General features: G+C 44.7%; 22 protein-coding genes. 8 read left to right on the top strand and 14 right to left on the bottom strand.

Annotated features, from left to right (window positions below; genetic code table 11):
• Positions 1 to 27: 27 nt before the first annotated feature.
• The 8 genes from tsaD to K1X84_07295 all read right to left on the bottom strand — a co-directional run bounded on the left by tsaD (position 28) and on the right by K1X84_07295 (position 10,627).
• Positions 28 to 1,056, bottom strand: coding sequence for a tRNA (adenosine(37)-N6)-threonylcarbamoyltransferase complex transferase subunit TsaD (tsaD, locus tag K1X84_07330; protein MBX7151435.1), 1,029 nt, complete (start codon positions 1,054 to 1,056; stop codon positions 28 to 30).
• Positions 1,040 to 1,981 (bottom strand): hypothetical protein, encoded by a 942-nt coding sequence (locus K1X84_07325; GenBank protein MBX7151434.1) that lies wholly within the window; start codon positions 1,979 to 1,981, stop codon positions 1,040 to 1,042. The genes tsaD and K1X84_07325 overlap by 17 nt, the downstream gene beginning before the upstream one ends.
• Before the next feature lie 5 nt (positions 1,982 to 1,986).
• Complete coding sequence (dgt, locus tag K1X84_07320; protein ID MBX7151433.1) at positions 1,987 to 3,321, bottom strand: dNTP triphosphohydrolase; 1,335 nt, start codon at positions 3,319 to 3,321, stop codon at positions 1,987 to 1,989.
• A 62-nt stretch (positions 3,322 to 3,383) separates the two neighbouring features.
• On the bottom strand, positions 3,384 to 4,241 hold the full coding sequence (locus K1X84_07315; protein ID MBX7151432.1) for an RNA polymerase sigma factor RpoD/SigA: 858 nt from the start codon (positions 4,239 to 4,241) through the stop codon (positions 3,384 to 3,386).
• Positions 4,242 to 4,519: 278 nt separating this feature from the next.
• Positions 4,520 to 5,533, bottom strand: coding sequence for a dihydroorotate dehydrogenase-like protein (locus K1X84_07310; protein MBX7151431.1), 1,014 nt, complete (start codon positions 5,531 to 5,533; stop codon positions 4,520 to 4,522).
• A 73-nt stretch (positions 5,534 to 5,606) separates the two neighbouring features.
• Positions 5,607 to 9,176: a pyruvate:ferredoxin (flavodoxin) oxidoreductase gene (gene nifJ / locus K1X84_07305; GenBank protein ID MBX7151430.1), complete on the bottom strand. Its 3,570-nt coding sequence runs from the start codon at positions 9,174 to 9,176 to the stop codon at positions 5,607 to 5,609.
• Positions 9,177 to 9,378: 202 nt separating this feature from the next.
• The gene (locus tag K1X84_07300) at positions 9,379 to 10,278 is read right to left on the bottom strand and encodes a transglutaminase-like domain-containing protein (GenBank protein ID MBX7151429.1); all 900 of its coding nucleotides are present in this window, start codon (positions 10,276 to 10,278) and stop codon (positions 9,379 to 9,381) included.
• Positions 10,279 to 10,405: 127 nt separating this feature from the next.
• Positions 10,406 to 10,627 (bottom strand): helix-turn-helix transcriptional regulator, encoded by a 222-nt coding sequence (locus K1X84_07295; protein ID MBX7151428.1) that lies wholly within the window; start codon positions 10,625 to 10,627, stop codon positions 10,406 to 10,408.
• Between the two features lie 201 nt (positions 10,628 to 10,828).
• On the opposite strand from K1X84_07295, the gene K1X84_07290 reads away from it, so the two are divergent.
• Positions 10,829 to 11,446: a helix-turn-helix domain-containing protein gene (locus K1X84_07290; GenBank protein MBX7151427.1), complete on the top strand. Its 618-nt coding sequence runs from the start codon at positions 10,829 to 10,831 to the stop codon at positions 11,444 to 11,446.
• 38 nt (positions 11,447 to 11,484) lie between these two features.
• Positions 11,485 to 12,285, top strand: coding sequence for a thioredoxin (gene trxA / locus K1X84_07285; GenBank protein MBX7151426.1), 801 nt, complete (start codon positions 11,485 to 11,487; stop codon positions 12,283 to 12,285).
• Between the two features lie 8 nt (positions 12,286 to 12,293).
• Here trxA and K1X84_07280 read toward each other — a convergent pair whose 3' ends face one another.
• From K1X84_07280 to K1X84_07255, 6 genes are all read right to left on the bottom strand, one after another.
• On the bottom strand, positions 12,294 to 13,004 hold the full coding sequence (locus tag K1X84_07280; GenBank protein MBX7151425.1) for a DUF2071 domain-containing protein: 711 nt from the start codon (positions 13,002 to 13,004) through the stop codon (positions 12,294 to 12,296).
• A gap of 2 nt (positions 13,005 to 13,006) precedes the next feature.
• Entirely contained in the window at positions 13,007 to 13,405 is a 399-nt protein-coding gene (locus K1X84_07275) for a thiol-disulfide oxidoreductase DCC family protein (GenBank protein ID MBX7151424.1), read from the bottom strand.
• A gap of 5 nt (positions 13,406 to 13,410) precedes the next feature.
• Positions 13,411 to 15,516 carry a M28 family peptidase gene (locus tag K1X84_07270; protein ID MBX7151423.1) on the bottom strand — a complete coding sequence of 702 codons (2,106 nt, stop codon included), beginning with the start codon at positions 15,514 to 15,516 and terminating at the stop codon, positions 13,411 to 13,413.
• Between the two features lie 38 nt (positions 15,517 to 15,554).
• The gene (locus tag K1X84_07265; GenBank protein ID MBX7151422.1) at positions 15,555 to 16,295 is read right to left on the bottom strand and encodes a TerC family protein; all 741 of its coding nucleotides are present in this window, start codon (positions 16,293 to 16,295) and stop codon (positions 15,555 to 15,557) included.
• 152 nt (positions 16,296 to 16,447) lie between these two features.
• Entirely contained in the window at positions 16,448 to 16,726 is a 279-nt protein-coding gene (locus K1X84_07260) for a hypothetical protein (GenBank protein ID MBX7151421.1), read from the bottom strand.
• A gap of 6 nt (positions 16,727 to 16,732) precedes the next feature.
• Positions 16,733 to 17,719, bottom strand: a complete 987-nt coding sequence (locus tag K1X84_07255; protein ID MBX7151420.1) for a DUF1028 domain-containing protein — start codon at positions 17,717 to 17,719, stop codon at positions 16,733 to 16,735.
• Positions 17,720 to 17,883: 164 nt separating this feature from the next.
• Here K1X84_07255 and K1X84_07250 point away from each other — a divergent pair, with 164 nt between their 5' ends.
• The 6 genes from K1X84_07250 (at position 17,884) to K1X84_07225 (ending at position 25,352) form a co-directional block, all read left to right on the top strand.
• Positions 17,884 to 18,045: a hypothetical protein gene (locus K1X84_07250; GenBank protein ID MBX7151419.1), complete on the top strand. Its 162-nt coding sequence runs from the start codon at positions 17,884 to 17,886 to the stop codon at positions 18,043 to 18,045.
• Between the two features lie 141 nt (positions 18,046 to 18,186).
• A complete protein-coding gene (pnuC, locus tag K1X84_07245) occupies positions 18,187 to 18,780 on the top strand; it encodes a nicotinamide riboside transporter PnuC (protein ID MBX7151418.1) in 594 nt (197 codons plus the stop codon).
• A 76-nt stretch (positions 18,781 to 18,856) separates the two neighbouring features.
• Complete coding sequence (locus K1X84_07240; protein ID MBX7151417.1) at positions 18,857 to 19,702, top strand: hypothetical protein; 846 nt, start codon at positions 18,857 to 18,859, stop codon at positions 19,700 to 19,702.
• 132 nt (positions 19,703 to 19,834) lie between these two features.
• A complete protein-coding gene (locus K1X84_07235) occupies positions 19,835 to 23,089 on the top strand; it encodes a glycosyl hydrolase (protein ID MBX7151416.1) in 3,255 nt (1,084 codons plus the stop codon).
• A 991-nt stretch (positions 23,090 to 24,080) separates the two neighbouring features.
• Positions 24,081 to 24,668, top strand: coding sequence for a hypothetical protein (locus K1X84_07230; GenBank protein ID MBX7151415.1), 588 nt, complete (start codon positions 24,081 to 24,083; stop codon positions 24,666 to 24,668).
• Positions 24,669 to 24,734: 66 nt separating this feature from the next.
• The gene (locus tag K1X84_07225) at positions 24,735 to 25,352 is read left to right on the top strand and encodes a hypothetical protein (protein MBX7151414.1); all 618 of its coding nucleotides are present in this window, start codon (positions 24,735 to 24,737) and stop codon (positions 25,350 to 25,352) included.
• The last annotated feature ends 523 nt before the right edge of the window (positions 25,353 to 25,875 follow it).

The following is a 25,875-nucleotide window of genomic DNA, read 5'->3' as shown; positions in this document are numbered from 1 at the left end:
AAAAAGTCAATACTATTTTTGTGGCAATCACCACTGTAGCGCGGGTTGCGGCGACAATTCCATCGTTGAAATAACGCCTTTTTTATATTTGAGCCAGCCGGTAATTCCAATCATCGCCGCATTGTCCGTACACCAGGCCGGAGAAGGAACGAAGAGCTTAATTCCTTCACGATCGGATCGTTCTTTCATTCGTACGCGCAGTCGTGAATTGGCCGCCACACCGCCGGTAATGACCAACTCCGAAACGCCGTAATCAAGACAAGCACGTATCGATTTTTCCACTAATACATCCACTACCGCTTCCTGAAATCCGGCACAAATATCGCTCAAATCATTTTCAATCTCATTGGACGAACGTGGTTTGAGAAAATTCATTACGGAAGTTTTAAGGCCACTGAAACTGAAATTCAAATTCCGATCTTTTAGCAGTGGTCTTGGAAAGGTAAATTTAGATGCGTTTCCGTGTTTCGCCAACTGGTCAATCAAAGGCCCTCCCATCATACTGTCTTCAGCCGGTTGCAAGCCGAGCAATCTGGCCACTTTGTCAAAACATTCTCCAGCAGCATCATCTACCGTCGATCCGAGCAACTGATAATCACCGATGGCTTTGACCAGTACGAGCAACGTATGACCGCCTGACACTACGAGAGCGACTACCGGTAAAGTCGGGGTTTCTTTCTCCAGAAACGATGCGAGTATGTGAGCTTCGATATGATTGACTCCGATTAACGGCTTCTTAAGTCCGAACGCCAAGCCTTTTGCTACATTCAATCCAACCAATAAACTTCCGATTAATCCGGGGCCATAGGTCACGGCAATTAAGTTAATATCCTTTTTTGCAAGATGTGCTTCATCAAGAGCAGATCGTAATACCGGCAAGATACCAGCTTGATGTGCCCGCGCAGCCAACTCCGGTACAATACCGCCAAAACGCCGATTGATCTGCGAGGAAACGAGATTGGAAATGACTGTTTGCCCACGCAGTACCGCAACGGATGTATCGTCACAGGAAGTTTCGATCGCCAATGTGATCAAATGATCATGGGATGGATTCATTCAGAATGACCAGTTTAAATCGGGAAGGAGTAACCTGACTCCACGCAACATCACGCGGAACCTGAATGGTCAACTGCGGTTCGACACGATTCAACGACTGTTCCAACGCATAATCAATCACGCCGCGAATGCTGTCTTTGGAAAGGTTCGACAGGAAATCGACTCCGCTTCGGACACGAATAGAAAATGTTGACGGTTGTACAATGATATTAATATCATGAGGAACATTAATCAGACGCACCGGAAGATTCTCCAATACGGTTTCTCCCAACGGCTGAATATCCAGAGTCGCTGTTATTTTATCCACCGATTCCACATGAATGAATTTATTTTTAGTTGGCATCGATTCCAGTGTGATCGTGTGATCTTCAGTCAGATTGTAAATAGGTTCGGCTGTTGCCTTTATTTCAGTCAACTGTTCGGCAAAGCTCACCGGACATTCGACAACCACTGAATCGGGATGTACACGAAATCCTCCCACCCAGATGTATCCGGGAGCGCACGACACGTCGACTGCTGGAATGATGGGAACTTTTTTGGTTACCAGGTTTTCAGAGTGGATCGCCACCGTATCGTGATAGGCAATTTCTACAATTTTAACATTGGTTTTAACCGGCATTTTAATGTTCTGTACAAAATTAGCCGGATAAATTACCGGATTATCTTTGAATTGCGCCAGATCCAGTTGGTAGCGAACATCGTAAAAAAACTTGATGCCTAATAGCGTTTTACCATCGGCTTCAAAAACAACGGGAATGGTTTCGGGTAAGTCGGAAACAATTCCAAAACCCGGTTTGACATTAATGACCTGAAACGGAATGTCAATGGTATGGGTAAAGTTCGATGTGAGTTTGACGTAAAACCACATCAAAAATGCAATGGCGATAGACACAAAAAAAATACGATAGCTGCGTAGCAATTTCATAACGCTTAGAGATGTGTAATTTCCGGAATATAAATCGCTTTGTATTCCTGGATCGCAAAACTGTCAGTCATGCTGGCAACATAATCAGCAATATGACGGGCATACAACGGATCTTGTTGAAATTCTTTTATTTTCTCGCGCACCAATTTCGGAGGTAATTTTCTCAGATCAAACTGGACGTCAACTTTTTTTGACGTGTATCTTCCGAGAAATTTGTCATCCATTTGCAATGGGTTGGTATAATAAGCTTTAAAAAGTTTGCGCACAACTTTTTGGCTTTTACTATTGGCACGGTTGACCTGAAAATTATTGCCGAGTTCTTTCTGGATAAACATATCAAGTTCTTTTTGCTTGCGATTGACTTCGAGACTGAAAATAACCAACCATTCGTCAAAATCCGATAGCCGGTTTTTCCTCCGGCAAAAATCTTCTATGCGGCGAATCGTATTGTCGATCACATCACTGACCATCATACGAACAAGTGCGCTTACCAGCAAATTGATATACTCGTCTGTATTGGTATTCCATAACGGTTCAATCTTGTATTCTTGTTCGACTTCCTGGATGATTTTAATGCCACGCAAATCTTTCAGAGAAATGTAATTGGCTCGCACAATATCTTCGAGATCATACGTTCGTTGTGCGATCTGATCGGCTATCGCCGCAACCTGCCCTTCCAAAGTCAGCGACATCAGATGTTCATAATGCAATCCGTCGAGATTGGTATCGGGATAATTATATTTCTCGCATCGTGTGCTGGTGTGTTTAAGAATGCCTTCGCGTACCACCGCCGTAAGATTAAGTCCTTCGTACCCGTATTTCTTTTCGAGCTTATCGACGACACGCAGACTTTGGTAATTGTGTTTGAATCCGCCGAAATCCTGGCCGCTTAATACGTTGTCCACACGATCATCGCCGCTGAGAATTTCATCCAGTATTTCTTCGCCCATAAAACCGAACGGCGGATGGCCCAGATCATGCCCGAGTGCAATGGCCTCGGTCAGGTCCTCATTGAGTCCCATAGCCTGCGCTATGGCTTTCGACACCTGCACTACTTCGACGGTATTGGTCAGACGGCTGCGATTGCGTTCGCTGTTGCGTTCGATCAGAACCTGCCGTTTGTCACTCAAATTGCGAAAAGAATTGGAATAAATAATTCGGTCGCGGTCGCGCTGGAAGGCCGTACGATGAGCATCGTCGATTTCCTCAAATACACGTGTATGATGACGGGCCTTGCTTTTGCAAGCATACGGGGAGAGATACTTTTCTTCCCACTCTTCGACAAATTGCCGCCCGCGATCTATAAAAATATTATTCACTTTATTATCGACTTTTTCCATGATTCCATGATTTCATTCAAGTAAAAAATAAGCCCCGAAAAACGGGGCTTATTTAGTTTTTTTTATCCGAGATACGCCCGAAGCGATTTGCTCCGAGACTTATGGCGCAGCCTGTTGATCGCCTTTTCTTTTATTTGGCGAACGCGCTCGCGCGTGAGTTTAAATTCTTCGCCAATTTCTTCCAGAGTCAACGATCGCTCGATACCAAGCCCGAAATACAGCTTGATGATTTTCGCTTCACGATCGCTCAACGACGACAATGTATTTTCAATGTCTTTTTTGAGGGACTCTTGCAAGAGCACATCATCCGGCAAAGGATTCACTTTGTCCGGCACCGTGTCCATCAAAACGCTTTTTTCGTCTTCCTGCAACGGTGCATCCAGCGATAAGTGTCGTTTGGAAATACGCAATGCATCGGAAACGTCGTAATCTTTGATTTCGAGTTCGTGAGCGATTTCTTCCGTGCTAGGCTCGCGCTCAAATTCTTGCTCGAGTTCATTATAGGCTTTACCGATTTTATTCAACATACCGACGCGATTGAGCGGTAGGCGTACTATGCGTGAATGTTCTGCAATCGCTTGCAAAATCGACTGCCGAATCCACCACACGGCATAGGAAATGAATTTGAATCCACGCGTTTCGTCAAAACGTTCGGCCGCCTTCATCAATCCTAAATTACCCTCGTTGATCAAATCGCTCAGCGGCAATCCCTGATTCTGATAGTCTTTCGCAACACTGACGACGAAACGAAGATTTGCTTCGACCAGATGTTTGAGAGCAAATTTATCATTCTTTTTGATGCGCTTGGCGAGCTCGATTTCTTCTTCCGGTTTCAACAAAGGGACTTTGTTGATTTCCTCCAAATATCTTTCAATCGATTGATCCTCCCGACTATTAATTCGCATCTTGATTCTTGCCATTCTTACTAACCTTCCTATAGATGATTTACGTTAAAAAATATTAATTTTTAAAATTTATTATGGGAACTTTTTTATCAAAATTTTCGATGTTAAGCCCTTTATTTACAATAAAAAAATCCTTACTTGCTTTCATTTAACGCCTAAGATTGCGATTAAGTTCCATTTTTCACAATTTTTTTTTGTAAAACTAAAGTACGGGCAATAGACCCGTTTTCATCGCTGTATGACTTAGATTAGCTAGGCAGGATTTTGTTTAATGATACACACTACGAAAGTTTTCAGTTATGATATTTTAAATCTTCAGTCAGGACAAAACTCGCTAATGCTTTCATATAATTCGCTCTCTCAAACGCAGCCGGATTTTCGTATGATTTTTGGCTCATGCTTCCCCGCATCTGCTGCAGAGATTCGTATTCATGTTCCGATAACCACCATTCCAGCCTTTTCAAAATCTCAGCAATCTGATCAATACCATATTTCAGCAGAACTGAGCAAAGCATTGTTACATCCGCACCGGCCATGATCATCTTTAACGCATCTTCAGCCGTGTGAATTCCCCCCGTAGCCGCCAAACTCGTTTTTACGTGGCCGTATAAAATAGCAATCCATCGCAACGGTAGCCGCATTTCCGAAGGCGAACTCAGTACGACATTAGGAGTAACTTCGAGCGTTTCGAGATTGATGTCAGGTTGATAGAATCGATTGAAAAGCACCAATCCGTCTGCTCCAGCATCGTCCAGCCGTCGGGCAAAATGCCCAAATGAAGTAAAGAACGGACTCAATTTAACGGCCAATGGAATACTTAAATCCTGTAACGATTTCACCACAGCGACATATTGATTTTCCAATTCCTCCGCGCTTTTATCCGGATCGGCCGCAACGTAATACATATTGAGTTCCAGTCCGTCCACGCCAGTTTGTTCGATTTTTTTGGCATATTTAAGCCAACCGCCGAGCGAACTCCCGTTTAGACTGGCGATAATTGGAATGTCGACGGCTTCCCGCGCTTTGCGTAAGTGTTCAAGATATTCTTCAGGTCCGTGATTATAGTTATCCAATTCAGGAAAGTAGCTTAATGCTTCCGGAAAACTCTCCGTACCGTGCATAGTGTGATAAAACATTTCCATTGATTCATGGACAATTTGTTCCTCAAAAAGCGAGTACATGACGACGGCGGCGGCGCCTGCATCTTCCATCCGTTTGATATTACCGATATCTTTGGATAAAGGAGACGCTGAGGGTACGATTGGGTTTTTTAATTTCATGCCCATGTACGTTGTGGAGAGATCCATCGCTTCAGTCCTTTCATATTAAATTCAAAAGTCAAAGTGAAATCAAATTTTTACTTTTGGCTTTTGAGTGAATTTAATTTTTTCCATTCGTGTGAAAATCAAGCTTGGCCAGTTGCTCATAAAAATGCCAACGCTTATTGATGTCGTCCTGTGCAAGAGTAGCCAATTGCATAGCCACGTCGGGATCGCTCTTGGTCAGCATTTTATAGCGTGTTTCCGCATACGCATAATCTTTAAATCCAAGCGACGGCGCTTTGGAATCGAGGATCATCGGGTTTTGCCCTTCCAAGACCAAGTCCGGATTGTAACGGTACAACGGCCAATGCCCGCAGTCCACCGCAGCTTTTTGCTGCCGCATGCCCTGTCCCATGTTGATACCGTGCGCGATACAGTGGCTGTAGGCTATGATCAGTGACGGCCCGTCGTACGCTTCTGCTTCAAGAAAAGCTTTCACGGTTTGCTGATCGCTCGAGCCCATCGCTACCTGCGCCACATACACGTGACCGGCGCTCATGGCCATCAATCCGAGATCTTTTTTCGAAACGCGTTTACCGCTGGCTGCAAATTTCGCAACGGCTGCGCGGTTGGTGGATTTAGAAGCTTGTCCGCCGGTATTGGAATAGACTTCCGTGTCAAGAACGAGAATATTGACATTGCGCCCGGATGCCAGCACGTGATCGAGACCTCCATAACCGATGTCATAGGCCCAACCGTCACCGCCGATAATCCACACACTTTTACGAACCAACATATCGGCAACGGCCAAAAGACTTTCGGCTTCAGGCTGGCGTATGGATCCTAATTTCTTTTTCAATTCCATCACGCGTTCACGCTGATCGATGATATCCGATTCGGTTTTTTGAGTGGCATTGAGAATCGATTCGGCTAAATTTCCGCCAACCTGAGTAGCCAGTTTCATCAACATCTCCCGCGCAAAACCGGTTTGTTTATCAATTGACAGGCGGAATCCGAGTCCGAATTCGGCATTGTCTTCAAATAACGAATTGGCCCACGCCGGCCCGCGTCCGTCTTTATTTTTAGCCCACGGTGTCGTTGGTAAATTGCCACCGTATATAGAGGAACAGCCGGTAGCATTAGCGATCACAGCGCGATCGCCAAAAAGCTGGCTGACTAATTTTAAATAAGGCGTTTCTCCGCATCCGGAACACGCGCCTGAAAATTCAAACAGCGGCTGTAAAAATTGCGAACCTTTGACAGTATTCATGGCAACCTGACGACGATCTATTTCCGGAATGTCGAGGAAATAATCCCAGTTAATCCGTTCCTGATCGCGCAAAGGCGCCTGCGGCATCATATTGATCGCTTTCAAGCGCGTTTCCGATTTATTTTTGGCCGGACATACGTCGACGCAAATTCCACAACCCGTGCAGTCTTCCGGTGCAACCTGTATTGAATACATCATATTTGGGAATTCTTTACCTTTGTACGGAACAGCTTTGAAAGTTTCCGGTTTGTTTTTCAAGTCACCATTATCAAATACCTTAACGCGAATGGTGGCATGAGGACAAACCAACGCACATTTATTACATTGAATGCATACATTCGGATCCCACACGGGAATTTCCATTGCAATATTGCGTTTTTCCCATCGTGCCGTATCCGTTGGAAAAGTTCCATCAATCGGCATCGCGCTCACGGGCAATTCATCTCCGTCTCCGGCAATAATTTTAGCCGTAACGTTTCTGACAAATTCCGGCGCTTTCGATGATACCGCTGCGGCAATTTCAATTTGGCTGCTGACTGCTTTCGGAACATCGACTTGGAATAGATTGGCCAAGGTTTGATCGACGGCATTGAAATTCATCCGGACAATTTCTTCGCCTTTTTTGCCGTATGTTTTTTCGATAGAATGTTTGATCGCTTCAATGGCTTTGTCGCGAGGGAGAATGCCTGAAATGGCGAAGAAACAAGTTTGCATGATCGTATTAAAACGGCCGCCCATACCGGTTTCCTTCGCTACGCGATAACCGTCAATGACATAAAATTTTAGTTTTTTAGCGATAATCTGTTGTTGCATCCGTTTCGGTAATTGATTCCAAACGTCGTTCGCTCCGTAGGGACTATTTAACAGAAACGTCGCACCTTCGACTGCCGGCTTCAGCATGTCGTATTTCTCAAGAAAACTGATTTGATGGCACGCGATGAAATTGGCCGAGTCGACAAGATAAGGCGCATTAATTTCTCTCGGACCGAATCGTAAGTGAGAAATGGTCACCGAACCGGATTTTTTTGAATCGTATACAAAATATCCCTGTGCGTAATTATCCGTATCCTCGCCGATAATTTTGATCGAATTTTTATTAGCTCCGACCGTGCCGTCCGCACCCAGCCCGTAAAATAACGAACGCACGACGTCGTTGGGTTCGATCGAAAACGCCGGATCGTATTTCAAACTGGACATGGTGACATCATCGTGAATACCAACGGTAAAATGATTTTTCGGCTTCGATTGTTTCAATTCGTCAAACACGGCTTTGACCATCGCCGGTGTAAATTCTTTGGAGGATAATCCGTATCGCCCGCCAATGACTTTCGGAAATTGTGCGAGTGGCATTGCATTATCATTCATCGCCTCGCTCAGCGTCGTCATGACGTCCTGATATAACGGCTCGCCTGAACTGCCAGGCTCTTTTGTGCGATCGAGAACGGCGATAGATTTTACGGTCTTCGGTAAAACTTTAAGAAAAGCTTCCTTAGCGAACGGCCGGTAAAGATGAATTTTGACGACTCCGACTTTCTCGCCTTGCTTCATAAGGAATTCAGCTGTTTCCTGCGCCGTCAATGCACCCGACCCCATCATGACAATCACACGTTCGGCATCCGGCGCACCGTAATAATCGAATAAATGATATTGCCGCCCAGTAAGTTGCCCAAATTTATCCATAGCTTTTTGAACAATTGCCGGAAAATTTTGATAAAACGGATTGACTGTCTCACGCGCCTGGAAAAACACATCCGGATTTTGTGCCGAACCGCGCATTACCGGATTTTCAGGCGAAAGTGCTCGAGAACGGAACTTCCTCACAAGGTCGTCAGTAATCATTGTGCGCAGATCGTCTTCAGTCAATTGCTCCACCTTCATGACTTCGTGCGAAGTGCGAAAACCGTCAAAAAAATGCATGACCGGAACGCGTCCTTCGAGCGTCGCAGCGTGGGCGATCAAGGCCATATCCATCGTTTCCTGAACTGAAAACGCACAAAGTTGTGCAAATCCCGTAGCACGGACGGCCATCACATCGGAATGATCGCCAAAAATGGACAATGCATGGGTTGCGACCGAGCGTGCGGCGATATGGAATACCGTCGAGGTCAATTCGCCGGCAATTTTAAACATATTAGGCACCATCAAAAGAAGACCTTGGGAGGAAGTAAACGTGGTTGTCAGCGCTCCCGTCTGTAAAGCACCGTGTACGGCTCCGGCAGCACCGCCTTCTGACTGCATTTCCATAACGGACGGAACGGTTCCCCAGATGTTTTTTTGTCCCCGGGAGGACCATTCGTCCGACCACTCACCCATTGCCGAAGAGGGTGTAATGGGATAAATCGCTATGACTTCGCTTACTTTATGCGCCACATATGCGGCCGCTTCGTTCCCGTCAATCGTAACCATCGGGCGTTTCATCGACTATACCTCCGTGATTAAATCCGGTCAGGCACGACATCCGCATGTTGATTTTTTGACGTTTTTGGTCTGATTTATGAGGATGTCTTGACCTTCACCTTCTGAAATATAACCTACTGATTATAATAGAAAATGACGGTTGTCATGTTTTGGGGAATAATGATACTAGTCGTCGAACGATAAAACAGGAAGGAATTCAATATTACCGGCGGCCGTGTTTCAGCCATTCTTTTTTATTTTCCACGACGGAGATTGAATCTTTGAAGATAACGGTGTATGGATAGCGTTTGGAATAGCCTACTTTATGCAGGATAGGATACCGCATGTCGTCGGTACCCGTTGGCTGGCAGAGATAATATTTTTTCCCATTGCTGTCGGGATAAGTAAAATAAGTCCGGGTACGATCTTCATTAAAATCGCCGTACACACCGACCATGGCGTGATCCAGGCTGTCGCCTTGAGTTGGAAAAACAATCATCGCATCGAGGCCGGCGGTGATCATGAGCGAATGCATCAAAACAGCCAGATCAGCACAATTACCACGACCTTCCGCCAGCGTCTCAATCGGCATTTTGACATAATATTCTTTCTTCTCGTGATATGGAATGCTATTGACGAAATATAAAATTTTCTGTGCATTCTCGTCAAAATGAACTGAGTCATTGGGAACAATTCTGAGGCTATCCAGAATTTCATACAAAAATGTCTCGTGCGGCGTCGATGCATCGATCACACGCTGTAAGCCATTGCCTTGTTTTCTACGATGATGCGCAAAATACTTATTCGCGCTGAATGCAAGTTCGAGATATTTTCCTTTTTGCTGGCCATAGATGTAAAACTGATGCGAAAATTCAGCGGGGTAGTAAACGCCACTTTCCGGAGGTATGATCAATTGATACCATTTGTTTTCCTCCGAAAGCCTCTCATTAATGCCCTGCTGCATCCGGATACTGTCCCGCGCCATTTTTAATTCTACCTCGGCTTCGATACGGCGGTCAATTGCCGGCCGAACATATTCCTCATTCTGGTAAAACCAGACTGCAACACTGCTGCCCCCCATTAAAAGCAGTCCGACTATGACGATGTAAATTTTGGATCGCATATTATAGGCACCATTGTAAGAAATGTCCGATTGAGTTTCAAATAAAAAGCCACTATAACGGAAAAAAAAACCACGAGCGGGGGGGACACTCGTGGCGATCATCCTAAATGCCGAAGCATTGGGACTCTCAATTTTTATCATTGATTAGGCGTTGGACTAACCGGTTAATTTTGGCGATTTGTTCATCAGAAACATGTGTCCGGCCATTGAGCACCCGATTAATATAGTCGACCGAACACCGCATTGCATTGGCCAATTTTTTTTGACCGATCTTGTGCTCATAGAGCCTGACCCGGATTCGTTTTAATGTTTCAAACGCTGCTTCCGTCAACTTGACTTGACGCTTCATTGTATGTATTGATAATTAACTCTTGCGTTAGTTCGTAAAAACGAATAACTTGCAAGCCGATTTGATGCGTTGGTATCTTTTAGAAAATGTTTCGAACGACTGAATCTGACGTACTTTAGCCTTTAATTTCGGATTAGAATCTAACACAATAAATCTGTATTGTCAAGAAAATTATCACACATTAAACGTGTTTAAACTTTTATGCACCGGGGCAACCGCTTAAAACAGATACGCGAAACTTTGCAATTGACTCAAAATGAATTTGCCAGGAAATTCAATCTCCGGCAGCAGTATGTAAGCCGCTATGAATCGGGCGAAGGCGATTTACCGATTGATTTTCTTAATAGCTTATACAAAAAAGGCGTCGATGTCAGCTGGCTTCTCTTCGGCAATGGTAAAATGTTTCGCGAATCTTCGATTGTCAGCGAACCGGAGATCATGTATTATGCCAACAAAACGATTCCGATTGTTCATTCAATACCGTCTAACTGGAACAAATTGCCTAGCAACCTGATTATCGGATCGTTATCATTACCGGAATTGGATCCCGGTTCTATCGCATTATCCGTAGAAAATAATGAACTGCATTGGAAATTGAAAAAAGATGACCTGGTCATCATGATCCGCACCGATAAGGGAAAGCACGGCGATTCAGTACTCCTCAAAGATCCGTATGATGTATTGAGTATCAGGCGAATTCAGGATACGGAAACCGGAAAAATAACATCCGCCGACAATCCGGAATTTCCGGATATGCCTCTGGATCATTTCACTGTAATAGCTAAAGTTCTCACCGTCATCCGAAAGATCAGTTTGTAATCCCCCCTATTTTATCACCCTTTTTTAAAAAGACAACTATGCCTTTCGAAATCAACGATTTTCATAAGGAAGTCATTGAAGCAAGTTTACAGATTCCGGTTTTGGTTGATTTTTGGGCGGAATGGTGCGGACCGTGCCGCGTAATTGGACCTGTTTTAGAGCGATTGGCCGGTGAGTCAGATGGAAAATGGAAACTCGTAAAACTGAACGTAGAACAGCATCAGGATGTTGCGGCCCAATTTGGCATTCAAAGTATTCCGGCCGTTAAGCTTTTCGATAAAGGCCGCGTGATCAACGAATTTGTTGGAGCGCTACCGGAACCGATGATTCGCCAATGGCTTAAAGATAATCTTCCATCAGAAGAAAAAACATTGCTGCAACACGCCTCCCGGTTACTCGAAGAGGGCAATCACGATCAGGCGAAAACCGTTCTCGAAACTTTAGCGACGGCAAGGATCCCTGAAGCGCAAATCCTTTTGGCAAAGCTTTTGGTCTTCGACGAACCGGAACGTGCCGCAGAAATCATCAAAGATTGTGATGAAAACGCTCCGATGTATGATGTCGTACAAAATATCCGTTTCATAACTTCTTTGTTGATGACGGAAATTTCAACTTTCCCTGAAAGTTCGATAAAGGAAGGATTGATACGCGGATTAAACGCACTACGAAAAAAAGATTTTGAGGCAGCACTCGAAGTCTTAGTCCAGACGATCATCATTGACAAAACTTACTTCAATGAAGCGGCACGTAAAGCTTGCATTGGCATTTTTCAATTCTTAGGAGACGACCACCCTATCACGCTCGCATGGCGGCCGCGATTTGGCATGGCTTTATACTAATCATCCGATCACTTCAATGATGAAAGTGATTCGGCCCCAAATACTTTAATGCCGGATCCTTTGGCCAGTAAAGCACAGTAAGGTTCTGCATCTTTTAAAAACTTCCATTCAGTTCCATACAGATTCTCAAAATCAACTTCGATCCGCATTTCGCTAATCGGATGTACTTCCCACACAGGATGTTCCACGCGATACCACAATGTCTCGCCTTTTTTTGTTCGACCGAAACCCACATCATGCTCTTTAAAAAAATGCTCGACAGAGTTATCCGACGGAATAAAAGTATTTTTATCTGCTTTAACTTCAACTGATGAAGTTTTTTTATTTTTTATTAAACGATGACTAATGGACAAACTGTCGCTGGTCTCATCGAACGTCGAATGCATGGCAATAGCCTGATACGGCTCGTTGTAGATCCGATCAGCGACGAACGCAATCCAGAAACGCGGCACAAATTCGCGCAAAAAAACAACACCGCGTCTACCTTTATAATTGGCATAATAACGAAGATTCACTTCGGGAAAATTGACGTGATACGGAATTTTAAAACTCAGCACTCTGGTGTCAGCAAAATCAAAAGCTACGAAACTTACAAAAGCTTTGCCGTCCCGCAAATCCAATTCCAGTCCCGACGGCAGATGCGGTTTGAGTATTTCAGGTGAAACGGCGTACGTGATATTGATCAGCCGTAGCCATTGCGCGGTTAGAAATACGGACATCGTTACTCCATAAATCGTGAACGGAGCTCAGGCGTGGGAATCATGCACGCATCTTTCTTGCCGAACCAGCGATAGCGGTTTTTTGCGATGAAATTATATACGGCATCACGAAGAAATTTCGGTATAATAATTCCGATATAGAAGAGCGGCCAAGCGCCATTGAGACGTTTAGCGATCCGGAGCGCTGCCGATGATTGAGTATAAAATCTGTCCCCTTCGATCAATACAATAGAGTCGTATTCTTTCGTTGAAAGGTTTTTTTCTTTTAAAAAATTCTCGCCATACGCCGACTGCAGCGATGCGAATCGAAACTGCGCTTTGGGATCGCGTTTAATAATGAACAAAACGGAACCGTTGCACAAGTTGCACACGCCGTCGAATAGAATGATCGGGTATTCCATGAAATTTACTTCGATTTTAATCCCAAAGCTTTTTTCTCAACACCCTCATCCAGCAGGCTCGTTACATCGTTCAATTCCACACGGCCATAATACCACTCGCCTACGGTTAGTGCCTCGGCACGAACGGCTTTGTAAATATCATGGTAGCTGCGCTTACCATCAACAAAATTGAATACTTCTTCCCGCATGATTTTATGCAAATCGCCTTTATACTTCACAGAATCGCGGCAGCTGAAATAATCTTTAAATTCAGAAGCATTGTATGGAATTTTTTTTGTAGCGGCTGTTTCGGCCTCGTTCAAGTTAATTAAAGGCGATGCTCCGAAATGTGCTTTGAATAAATCATTGATCAACTGCATCGTTTGCACTTTCTGCGCCTCCAGTGCTTTCCTGGCCGCATCGATCGGTTGATTGTACTGCCGGTTACTTACAAACACATGAACGGATTCGATGGCACGAAATTCCCTTTCAAAACCCTGCTCGATCACCATCGACATGTCTTTCCATACCTGGTTTCGGTCGTTGGAACTCACCAAAATCTCGTTTGCGATTTTCAAATCATTTGCCAGCCGTTTTTGACTTTGGGCCAAAGTCTCGCCCGCCAGAAGCGGAACAATTTCATTTTCCGCCGATCCGAGCACATACGCCATGGTTGCGTAAATAAAATTATTTCGTTTGAGTTGTGTCTGGTCGACTTGCCACAGATCATCATCGGACGAATGAATGTACGGATCATCCCAATTGATCATCGCGACTGAAGGCACACCCACCGCGCCGTCGACAAAACACATGTGATCGGATTGGCCGAAATACGGAACATACGCCGCATTGTAGCCTTCGCGGCTGCCACGCGTCGAGTAAATCGGACGTGTATGCGGGCGGGGAAGTTTATTGGTTCGGCTGGCGGAAAGAAATCCGTTATTGGTTTCAATAACGTAGGTTGTAATATTTTCAAACATCGCATCAAGATATGACATCCGTGAATACGGCGCAAAAATCAGATGTTGAACTCTGCTCCCAAGCGATTGTTTCGCTCCAACCATGTCCTGATGCAGATTGGCCAAAAATTTATGCGGCTCATTCGGATTGGCTTTGAAATATTCGTACTCGGAATAAATTTCATCCGTCCACCACAAACGAATATCGCGCAACGGCCGTTTCATTTTTCCTTCACTGATCAATTTCATAAACGTACGGCCGAATTCCAGCAAGTTGGCACAACCGCTTCCGTCGTCATTGGCCGAACCTTGCTCTTCCTGCAAATGTGCGGTCATGACAATTTGAGAATCATGGTATTTCGAACCGCGAATCCAGGCTTCCACAAAGCCTGTCCGGCCGTTTTTGGTACTGAATTCCGTATCGACTTTGACTTTTAATACAACTTTTCCACCGCGGGTTTTCTTGCCAGTCGCAAACCAATCCTCCGAATCATTGGACATGAGAATTTTTTTCAAGACCTCGCCTTTACGTGGCGGTAAACTGAACGCAAAGGTTCCTTTCTTTCCTTCGGGAACAGGCGGAAGACGCTTCCAAGAAACCTGATCCGGAAAATCCAATTCGGAACGGCTTTCGGAAGGACTAAACGCCACAATTCCGGCTGCATCATATTGCCACACAGTTTTGGATACTATTGCCAGATCTCCGTCCGTCAATACGATTTTATTTTTTAATTTTAAGTTGTCAATTTCTCCGTCTTTACCGGAACCTATCCAAACCAATTCGGCCGTAAGATCGGCATCGTAACTACCGTCAGCAAGATATACAGCATGATCGCCGATATCGGCCAGCTTGATCTCGACCGGCTCGACCATCCAAAGTTCGGCCGATTTCGCCGTATACGCCGGCCTATCCATGATCTGTTCGATAAACTTTACGTCTTCCAATCCGGCTTGTTTGGCCGCCTGCGTAACATAATCGGCGGCTTTGAAAAAACCTTCCATACCGGAATCGCGATGCCATCGGCTCAACGCACGAATGTGCTCAAACGCCCGGTCGCCGGACAATTCATTCACAAACATATCGATTTCATTATCATTCAGAAAAGACGTCGTTTGCGCCGAGACTAAAGTCGACGATAACAACACATATAAAAACAAAACAGATAATCGCATAGAACTCCAGAATTTTTGGTTCTGATTCCTCATTTCAATTAATTCTTGTATGCTTCTCTCAACTGAATCGGCTCAGCGGGTTTCTTTCGTAATTTCAAATTCAACATTTCAACAAATACCGAGAATGCCATGGCAAAATAAATGTATCCTTTCGAAATATGCTGATCAAAACCTTCGGCAATGAGTGTCACGCCGATCAATAAAAGAAAACTCAACGCCAGCATTTTGACCGTCGGATGGCGATGCACAAAATCACTGATTGCACCCGCAAAAAACATCATAAAAATAACGGCAATGACTACAGCGGCGATCATGATTTGAATATTATTGGCCATACCAACGGCTGTAATCACCGAATCCAAAGAAAAAACGATGTCGAGCAATAGAATTTGAATAATCGTCGACACGAACGACGGCGCGGCTCTGTGAGTGCCTTCGCCTTCTGCTCCTTCGAGTTTTTCGTGGATTTCATGGGTGGATTTGGCCAACAAAAACAATCCGCCGACAATCAAAATAATATCACGACCTGAAATCTCCTGACTGAAAACAACGAATACCGGCGCCGTGAGCCGCATAATAAGCGTTAATGAGAATAGCAAACCGACGCGGGTGATCATGGCCAGCGACAATCCTGTCATGCGGGCATTTTTCTGCTGTTCTTGCGGCAGCTTACTCGACAAAATCGAAATGAAAATAATATTATCGATGCCCAAAACTATTTCGAGCGCTGTTAAAGTAACCAATGCAATCCACGCTTGGGGATCATTGATCCATTCCACAAAAATTCCTCCTCATATTTAATTTCGAATTTTGAATGACGAATTTGTTCATGTCACTCCGAACTCGGTTCGGAGTATGGAAATCATTATACTGTAAATATCGGCAAACGCTGAACCAAGTTCAGGTAACTATTTCAACGAATCACCAGTATTTAATTTTTCCTGATCATTCCAAATAGTCCGATAAGCAACAGCGGTAAACTTGAAACCACTCCGACATGCATCGGACGCCACGCCATCGGCGAATCCGGGATAAAATCACCGTAAAAGCCTATCAGCAGCGGAATAAACGCCAGAATGCTATACACCAAAAACAGGCGTTTATTTTTGGAAACAAGCAGCAAAATAAGTCCGCTCATCAGAAGCAGTACGAACATGATGAGAATAAAATAATTCCAGGCTCCGCCTTGTGAAAGATATTGTGTAACCATGTTTAATTATTTTTTGGGTGCAACCGATAAGATTTTTTTAATAACCGCATTATCATCAACCAGGACGCCGGATTGTGGCAACCGTGGAATGAGCGTCGCCCAGTTCATATCTTTCTGAAATACTTCTTTGAAGATCGGAAGCGATTCATCGACGCGTCCGGCATTGACCAGTGAAATGGCATGCCAAAATTTCATTTCAAGATTATCCGGAAACATTGTTTCGGCAGCGCTGTATTCTTTAAGAGCGCCGTCGATGTCTCCGTGCTCGACCGCAAGGTCGCCGCGATTCATATATTCATACGCCCGATGTACTTTGATCAATCGACGCAATTCTTTGAGCGGCTCAGGATGATCTTCAATACGCAATTCCATCACGCGATCGGCCCATGAACGTCCGGTCGATTGCGGTTTGACAATTAAAATCGCCGCCGATTGTTTTCCACGAATATCACCGCCGACAGCTTCCGCCGCTTCCAGTGCCGCCAGCATTCGGTCTGCTAAATCACCTTTCGATGACTCATACGCTTTCGACATCGCTCCCCAGATTTTATCGTTCGACATCAGGTTAGCCTGAACGGAATAATTATTTCCCGTGACGTGACCTGCACCCTGAATACATTTGGAGCCTGTATGCGTGGCAACGTTCCCTTTGGCGTCGATCATTGCGACCTGCCGGACATCTTTTCCGGGATCGGTGGCAAGAATCGATTCCAAAGCCTGTTTAGCGGTTTTACCCGCCCGCATGAGCGCTAATCCCAGTGGTCCGTACGCCGGATCGACGAATGATTGCGTAGCTACCGCGCCAACGCCCGCCTCCGCCCACGTCACCGTCGTGCCCACTGAAAACCAATGCGACTGGACGGCAACGCCCATTTCGCCGGTTACCGTGTCCCGAGCGACAATTGAATAGGTATGAACGGGGCGGATTTGCGAAACCTGTGCGTTCAATGAAAAAACAACGATTAGAGTCAACCAAACGATTAGTGTTTTCATATACTCAATCCTTGTGTATTAATTGCGTGGAATGCTGCTAAGTTTAAAGCATTGCCAAATGAAGTGCAATTTAAAAATCCGAACTTTGTATGAGTGATAAAAATTACCTTGTTTGATCCATCGGGATTTCATAGAATGATTGCGTTCATATCGGAGGAATCACAATGAAAATCAACGCCGAATGGCATCAGAAAAACCGCATGCCGAAAAACGCTACACTGCAGCAACGTGTGGAATGGCATCTGGCTCACCAAAAAAATTGTTCGTGCCGCCCCATTCCCGAAAAACTCGCTCAAACGATGAAGAAAATGAAAATCAAATTTTAGAATCGACTCAGCCTTGAAGTGACAACGTAAAATTCTCACATGTCAGTTCGAGCCTGTCGAGAACTGGTACAGTATTACTGAAATTCGTTAGTTCACTTCTCGACGAGCTCGAAGTGACAGCCAAAAAAAACATTTATCATCATGGACCCTATCGAACTCACAGCCGCTATTTTTGGATTTATCTGCGTCTATCTGACGACACGCCAAAGCATTTATTGCTGGCCGGCAGGGCTCATCCAGGTTTCTTTGTATATCATCGTTTTCTACGAAGCCAAATTATACTCCGATGTGATCCTCCACATTATTTACGTCATCCTGCAAGTGTACGGATGGTACTACTGGCTTCACGGCAATAACCATCATCAGGCGGTCGTCACGCGTTTGTCCATGCCGATGCTCGTGAATTGGATCATCATCGGCATCATCGCTGCAGGCATTTGGGGCACGGTCATGCATACGTACACCGACGCGGCTTTGCCGTATCCCGACGCCTTCATCATCGCCATGAGCCTGATCGGACAATGGCTGATGGCGAAAAAGAAAATCGAAAATTGGTATTTTTGGATTGCCGTTGACGTCGTGGCCATCGTTGTGTATTCCGTGAAAGAACTTTACGTGACTTCCGGATTATATTTTACGTTTTTGATTATCTGTCTTTATGGTATGCGCAAATGGCGTCTTGCATTAGACGGAATTAAAGATGCACTACCTTCAACTGAACTCTCTCAAAAATAACTCTTTCTTTCATTTTAAAACATCGGTAAATTTAATCACTTACTATAAGTGACCCTTTCCCTGAACCATTACTCCAATGTATTTCGACGTTAGAACTGTCTCATTTGTCGCCGCGCTCAATGCTTTCATGCTTTTCTTATGGCTGTTGAGTACCTTTACTCGCGGTAAGAAACATCCCGGTTTGAACGAGTGGATTTGGTCGGCGTTTTCTCTGTTTCTGGGCATGACGGCTATCAGTTTCCGCGGAGTTTGGCACGATAGTATTTCGATCGTCGTGGGCAATGTGTGTTTCATTGGATCGTTTGCTCTCGTCGATATGGGTCTTAAACGTTTTGCCGGTGAACGGCCTGCTTTTCTATTGTACGGCTTAACATCCGTACTGATTGCCGCCGCGTTCGTTTATTTCACTTTTTATGATCTGAATCTGAATATGCGGATCGCCGTCATCTCAGGCGCCGTCTCGTTTTATTGTTTTCGCCTTGCTTGGTACACATTTAAACATATCAAGCCTCTTGTTCTGGGGAAAACCGGGCTTTTGATCACTGTTTTTGTGACACTGGGCATTTGGGATGTTGTACGGGTTATATTGACGTTTACATTTGAACCGTCGATCGAAGACTTTATGCAATCCAGCATTATTCAAAGTGCGACGGTCATGACGTTCAATGCAGCCAGCATTCTCACATACGCAGGGCTTGTATCCATTCACGCTCAATGGCTGGAAAAAGAACTGATAACGATCGAAGCATTTCTTCCCATTTGCGCGAGCTGCAAAAAAATTCGCGACGACAACGGCTATTGGAAACAAGTGGAAGAATACATTTCACATCACATTGATGTCAAGATGACGCACACGATCTGCCCGGATTGTATCAAAATATTATATCCTGACCTTATGAAAGACGAACCTGAGGATAAATAAAAGATTGGTGCAACCTTTTACTATAACTATCGTTACAAGCTTTGCCATTCTGCAGAAAATTCTGCTTGGATAAAATTCCACGCCATTTCAAATATGAATCATCTTCTACTTTGCAAAGAAAGGATCATTACCATGGAGAGGAGACGTCTGATCATTTACGGTTTATTGGCAGCATTGCTGGCGTGTTCAGCGGTTGCACAAAAAAACGATTCCCTTAAAAGCCTTTCATTATCCGGTTTGAGTTTTCGCAGTATCGGGCCGGGCTTCACGGGAGGCCGCGTGGTCGATATTGCGGTTAATCCCAACGATCACAGCGAATACTACGTCGCGTCGGGTCACGGTTCTTTGTGGAAGACATCGAACGGCGGAGTCACTTTTTCGCCTGTTTTTGACGATCAAAAATCATATTCGATGGCGTGCGTGGCGATCGACCCTTCGAATACTAATGTAGTCTGGGCCGGTACCGGTGAAAGTAATAACCAGACCAATGTTATCTTCGGCGACGGCGTTTATAAAACCGAAGACGGCGGCAAAAGCTGGAAGAACATGGGATTGAGCACGTCCGAATACATCGGCGGCATTGCCATCGATCCGAATAACTCCAACGTCGTATACGTTGCCGCTTACGGCCCGTTCCGTACTGAAGGCGGCGAACGCGGCGTGTATAAAACCACCGACGGCGGTAAAACATGGCAACGCGTTTTATTTATCAGCGACTACACCGGATGTTATCAGATCCACATGGATCCTCGCAACTCCAATGTCCTCTACGCCGTCGCGCATCAGCGATTCAAAAAATTGTACTCGACGGTCAGCGGCGGACCGGAAAGCGCTATTTACAAAACGACCGATGGCGGCGCAACGTGGAACCGCATTATGACCGGATTGCCGACGGCAGACGTCGGACGCATCGGCATGGCTATTTCACCGGCCAACCCCGACGTGCTGTACGCCATTGTCCAGGCTAAATCAAACGGCGGCGTATACCGCAGCAAAGATCGCGGCGCGAGTTGGTCCAAACAAAGCAGCTACGTTTCAACGTATGCTTTTTATTTCCAGGAATTATTCTGCGATACCGAAAATGAAAACATGCTTTACAGCATGGATGTTTTCAATCAAGTGAGTTATGACGGTGGCGCCACGTGGAAAAAACTTGGCGAGAAAAATAAACACGTCGACAATCATGCGCTGTGGATCGATCCGACCAATAACCGTCACTTGCTTTCCGGCAACGACGGCGGCGTGTACGAAACGTGGGATCAAGGCCAAAACTGGGACTTCAAAGCCAATCTCAGTTTATCCGAGATATACAAAGTTTCGACGGATAATGCTCTGCCGTTTTACAATGTCTACGCCGGTACGCAAGACAACAACAGTTTTACCGGCCCTTCCCGCACGATCAATACCAGCGGCATTACCAACCAGGATTGGCTTTTCACACTCGGCGGCGACGGTTTCGAAACCCAAGCCGATTGGAAAAATCCCGATTTATTATATGTGCAATCGCAAAACGGCGGACTCGTAAGGTATGACCGGAAAACGCGCGAGCAATTATTTATCAGGCCGACTGACACCGCCGACACCGGTTATCGTTTCGATTGGGATTCCCCGCTCCTTATTTCCGGTCACGACAATAAACGTTTGTATTTCGGCGCACAAAAAATCTTCCGCACCGACGATCAGGGTAATAGCTGGACGATCATCAGCGGCGATCTCACGCGCGGCGTTCCGCAAAAGATTTTGAAAATGCAGGGCAAATTCTGGAGCTACGATGAATACGCTTCCAAAGGCTCGATGGCACAGATTACCTCGATTGCCGAATCCCCGATCGACGCCAATATTTTATTCGCCGGATCCGGTGACGGATTGATCCATTACAGCGCCGATGGCGGTAAAACCTGGACGAAAGCCTCGACACCGGGTTTGCCGGAATATGCGCGCGTTCAGAGTATCGCTGCATCCAATCATAATAAACTCGTCGCGTACGCGGCATGTCATAACTTCGCCGAAGGCGATTACAAACCTTACTTAATGAAAACCGTCGACGGCGGGAAAACATGGTCGATGCTCAATGCCAATCTGCCCGTCAAAGGTTCCACCTTCTCCGTCGCAGAAGATCATGTTGATCCGAATTTACTTTTCGCCGGAACTCTGTTCGGGCTTTACGTTTCCAATACCGGCGGTAAAGATTGGGTCTCGTTCAATAACGGATTGCCGCCCGCAGCCATCACGGACCTGCAGATTCAGAAACGCGAAAACGACCTTGTCGTGGCGACATTCGGACGCGGCATATTTATTCTCGATGACTATACGCCACTGCGCAATATCTCCGAAAAAATCGCTCAGAAAGATGCAGCGATATTCCCCATCAAAGACGCTCAGATGTTCGTGCAAGCCTCGCCATTCGGTTATCCCGGCGTCGGATTCCAGGGCGGCAGTTTCTTCTCGACGCCCAATCCTGACGTGGGCGCCGTCTTTACTTATTATCTGCGGGACGATTTCAAATCGCTCAAGAAAAAAAGAAGAGACGCTGAAAAAGAAAAACAGAAAAAAGGCGAAGAAATCGAATTCCCTCCTTTCAATACATTACGAAAAGAAGCGGACGAATTAACGCCTTATCTGCTTTTTACAGTATCGGACGAACAAGGCAACGTCGTTAGAAAAATCAAGGCGGACGTCAGCAAAGGCGTCAATCGCATCGTCTGGGATTTCCGGTATAGCGCATTCTCGCCGATTTCTCTGACGCCGTTCGATTACTCCGTTCCGTGGATCACTCCCGACGTCGGCTACATGGCGCCTCCCGGAAAATACAAAGTAACATTAAGTAAATTTGAGAACGGACAATTTACCGAGCTCGTTCCGGCTCAGGAATTTAATTGCGTGCCGCTGAACCCGGGAACGTTACCGGTCACGGATTACAAAGCGCTCGATGCGTTCAATAAAAAAACGGCTGAACTGATCCGCGCTGTCAACGCGGCGGAAACCTACCGCGGTGAATTAGCCGAGCGCGTGCCCTTCCTGAAGCAAGCCGTTTTCGAATCCAGCAATCTGCCCAACGATACTTACAAGACGCTGCTTGCGATCGAAGACCGCCTGAAGGAACTCAATCGCCAGCTCAATGGCGACGCTTTGCGTAATATCTACGAAAGTACCGGCCCGACATCCGTGAAAGCGCGCGTGGAAACGATCACCTCCAGTCTGTGGTCGACAACTTCCGCAGCGACGAATACATTTTATCAATTGTATGATGTAGCGTCGGCGCAATTCGGTACGATATTGACGTCGCTGAAATCCATCGACGCGGATATCAAACAAGTCGAAGCGACTTTGGAAAAATACGGCGCGCCATACACGCCTAACCGATTGCCCGACTGGAAGAAAAACTAGAATTTAATTCTCGTCCAATAAAAAACCGAATTCGCAAGGATTCGGTTTTTTTTTATTCTGTCAGTTCGATCGTTATTTACAACGCGATTCAAATAAAATGTCAGTTCGAGCTTAGGACTCGACGTGACGCCACCACAATGTCATTCTACATATATCCCCAAACAAACACCAATACACAAAAATTTGTGTATTTTGGTGATTCCAAAGCCGATTAAATCATCTTCAGAAGCAGACCAAGCATGATCCAAAGACAATTTTCATGACAAAATTGACTCTGATTCATGTATTTAACTGCCATATTTTCTTAATTTAATAGGATTGGCCTATCGTACGAAGGAACGATCCTATCCGCGATGGCAGCGATGCTACCATCCGAAGGAACATTCCTTCCGGCACAAGCAACATTCCTTCAGAATGAAGGAATCTTCCTATCGGCGCAAGGAATGATGCTATCCGTTCGAAGGAATAGTCCTTCCGATTGAAGCAATTTTCCTTCAAAATGAAGGAACGGTCCTATCCGCGATAGCAATGATGCTATGATCTGAAGGAACTTTCCTTCGGAATGAAGGAATCTCCCTATCGGCGAATAGAATGATGCTTCGGATCGATAGAACATTTCCTTGCTGCGCTTGCGCGATTGCTACAACCGCTTAGCAAAGTCTCTTCGATCTTAAGGAAAGTTCCTACCACACCTATGAAAACTTCCATAGCTTGTAAGGAATGTCTCATCACTACCTGAGGAATGTTTCTATATCATTGATGAAACTTTCCATAATTTTTTAGGAACATTGCTTCGGATTGAAGGAAAGTTTCTTAGGACAGGTAGCAAGGAACGTTCCTATGTTCGGTAGGAATCGTCTTAATTGACAATCGACGATTGTCAATTGAAAATTGATTTGACTTTGCTTGGGTCGGGACGTAATTTTAGTGCGGAGGTGCTCTTCGAAATGGCTTTTCTGAAAATTCTCAAGTAAGAATTGAAAACGGTAGTATGATCAAAAAATTACTCTTAATATCTGTTCTAGCACTCACCAGTTGTTCAACAAAATCACTAATCTATCATTATGTTGCAAGCAAAGAAGAGCCTGCGTCGATAAGACTATTTGTCAACAAACTTGACTTGGGCATTTACAATATCGAGGTAATGATCGATAATAAATCGCCAGACACACTTATCCTTCCATATTTAGTTAAACCTTGCAATTTTTATTTAGACAATGATTTAATTAGGTTGGACTTTCCAGATTACGTGGAATATCAATGCAACATCACCTCAGGCGATTCTACATTGTTAGCATCAATTGATGCCGATGTTAAATTTTTTCCTTTCGGAAATTATTTGATACCTTTTGTAATTATTCCACCGAAAAAAAACGCCATTTTTTCATTTCATGGCTTGCTTGAGCCGAGGCATGAATATCATATAGAAATGATACTCATAATGAATACAAGTGCCAAAGCACCGCTCTATGAGAGAGATAAGGATGGTTCATACTACTTCGCTCGAGTTGGCACAGCCGATTTTTGGTCTACAGCTGGAATTGGAGTATTCAAGACAAAATTTCACGCACCGAAATAACTAATTCTTTTTTGTTTTAAGTCTTGTCTAGCTTCATTTAGTTCCGCAGATGTATCATAAGTATATATGACAACGAATAATACAGACAATAGTAATGACTTGTTAAGGATATTAGTTTATTGGGATGAGTGTGAACGACCCTCAAAACAAACAATTGATAATTATGCAGACATCTTCAAAAAAAGCGTTAAGACAATCCTTCCATTGCCTCCTGATTTTGTGATTGAATTCATGATCTCTCTTCGAGTTCAGAAATTCAAAAAGTTCTTGCACGAAGGAGAATTTATTGAATATTCAGGTGATAACAAGGATTTGGCCATTATCAAGTACTGTACCGTTGGAGTTGTTGATCCTTTGGGAAATTACTATCACATATTGAGAGACTATCGCTATCAGCTTTTCTCCCAATACAATCGTTTAATGGTTCCATTTGAGCGAAGTATTCTTGTAGCTTTTATTACCAGTGATCATCAGATTGGAATGACGAATGCCTTGAAGTGGTATGAAGAACAAGTTAAAGATAGAATGAGAGTTGACTACAAATTTTTCGTATTACGCGTGCCGAAGTTACCTGAATTAACGGCACATGAAAGAATCAAGGAAATAGCAACAAGATTTTGTGAGATACTAAAACCTGATATTAAAATTATTACTAAAGAGAAAAATACGGGGAGTTCCCAATAACAAACCGCCGATCAGAGAATACGAGTTCGCGACGCCATACCTGCGGAAAACGTGGAATGAATCCAATCAATTTTCGAATGCTCTCAGCGAGGAACTGTTTTCCGCCACCAAAACAAGCGAACTCGGATTCCGGCGGTTTTATCACAGCCTTGATTTTTCTTTTGGTTCTTTTCTTTGTATCAAGACAAAGAAAAGAATACATGGCGTAGCCGATTCATTTTATATTTCATTCACTGGATTCCCGCTTTCGCGGGAATGACATCTGGATAGAAAGTCGAAATGGGAATGACACTCCCTTTACACGCATTCATTCGGCCTTGATAAAACCGCCGATCAGAGAATTCGAGTTCGCGACATCATACCTGCGGAAAACGTGGAATGAATCCAATCAATTTTGAATACTCTCAGCGAGGAACTGTTTTCCGCCACCAGCAAGCGAACTCGGATTCCAGCGGTTTTATCACAGCCTTGATTTTTCTTTTGGTTCTTTTCTTTGTATCAAGACAAAGAAAAGAACACATGG

The sequence above is a fragment of the bacterium genome, from assembly GCA_019695335.1.
In the GTDB taxonomy this organism is placed as follows: Bacteria; CLD3; CLD3; order SB21; family SB21; genus JABWBZ01.
The sequence above is the reverse complement of the archived record's forward strand: the minus strand, read 5'-3'. Positions and strand labels throughout refer to the sequence as shown.

What these genes read in the sequence shown, in the direction of transcription:
- tsaD (MBX7151435.1), bottom strand. Translation starts at nt 1,056, where the DNA reads ATGAATCCATCCCATGATCATTTGATCACATTGGCGATCGAAACTTCC.
- K1X84_07325 (MBX7151434.1), bottom strand. Translation starts at nt 1,981, where the DNA reads ATGAAATTGCTACGCAGCTATCGTATTTTTTTTGTGTCTATCGCCATT.
- dgt (MBX7151433.1), bottom strand. Translation starts at nt 3,321, where the DNA reads ATGGAAAAAGTCGATAATAAAGTGAATAATATTTTTATAGATCGCGGG.
- K1X84_07315 (MBX7151432.1), bottom strand. Translation starts at nt 4,241, where the DNA reads ATGGCAAGAATCAAGATGCGAATTAATAGTCGGGAGGATCAATCGATT.
- K1X84_07310 (MBX7151431.1), bottom strand. Translation starts at nt 5,533, where the DNA reads ATGGATCTCTCCACAACGTACATGGGCATGAAATTAAAAAACCCAATC.
- nifJ (MBX7151430.1), bottom strand. Translation starts at nt 9,176, where the DNA reads ATGAAACGCCCGATGGTTACGATTGACGGGAACGAAGCGGCCGCATAT.
- K1X84_07300 (MBX7151429.1), bottom strand. Translation starts at nt 10,278, where the DNA reads ATGCGATCCAAAATTTACATCGTCATAGTCGGACTGCTTTTAATGGGG.
- K1X84_07295 (MBX7151428.1), bottom strand. Translation starts at nt 10,627, where the DNA reads ATGAAGCGTCAAGTCAAGTTGACGGAAGCAGCGTTTGAAACATTAAAA.
- K1X84_07290 (MBX7151427.1), top strand. Translation starts at nt 10,829, where the DNA reads ATGCACCGGGGCAACCGCTTAAAACAGATACGCGAAACTTTGCAATTG.
- trxA (MBX7151426.1), top strand. Translation starts at nt 11,485, where the DNA reads ATGCCTTTCGAAATCAACGATTTTCATAAGGAAGTCATTGAAGCAAGT.
- K1X84_07280 (MBX7151425.1), bottom strand. Translation starts at nt 13,004, where the DNA reads ATGTCCGTATTTCTAACCGCGCAATGGCTACGGCTGATCAATATCACG.
- K1X84_07275 (MBX7151424.1), bottom strand. Translation starts at nt 13,405, where the DNA reads ATGGAATACCCGATCATTCTATTCGACGGCGTGTGCAACTTGTGCAAC.
- K1X84_07270 (MBX7151423.1), bottom strand. Translation starts at nt 15,516, where the DNA reads ATGCGATTATCTGTTTTGTTTTTATATGTGTTGTTATCGTCGACTTTA.
- K1X84_07260 (MBX7151421.1), bottom strand. Translation starts at nt 16,726, where the DNA reads ATGGTTACACAATATCTTTCACAAGGCGGAGCCTGGAATTATTTTATT.
- K1X84_07255 (MBX7151420.1), bottom strand. Translation starts at nt 17,719, where the DNA reads ATGAAAACACTAATCGTTTGGTTGACTCTAATCGTTGTTTTTTCATTG.
- K1X84_07250 (MBX7151419.1), top strand. Translation starts at nt 17,884, where the DNA reads ATGAAAATCAACGCCGAATGGCATCAGAAAAACCGCATGCCGAAAAAC.
- pnuC (MBX7151418.1), top strand. Translation starts at nt 18,187, where the DNA reads ATGGACCCTATCGAACTCACAGCCGCTATTTTTGGATTTATCTGCGTC.
- K1X84_07240 (MBX7151417.1), top strand. Translation starts at nt 18,857, where the DNA reads ATGTATTTCGACGTTAGAACTGTCTCATTTGTCGCCGCGCTCAATGCT.
- K1X84_07235 (MBX7151416.1), top strand. Translation starts at nt 19,835, where the DNA reads ATGGAGAGGAGACGTCTGATCATTTACGGTTTATTGGCAGCATTGCTG.
- K1X84_07230 (MBX7151415.1), top strand. Translation starts at nt 24,081, where the DNA reads ATGATCAAAAAATTACTCTTAATATCTGTTCTAGCACTCACCAGTTGT.
- K1X84_07225 (MBX7151414.1), top strand. Translation starts at nt 24,735, where the DNA reads ATGACAACGAATAATACAGACAATAGTAATGACTTGTTAAGGATATTA.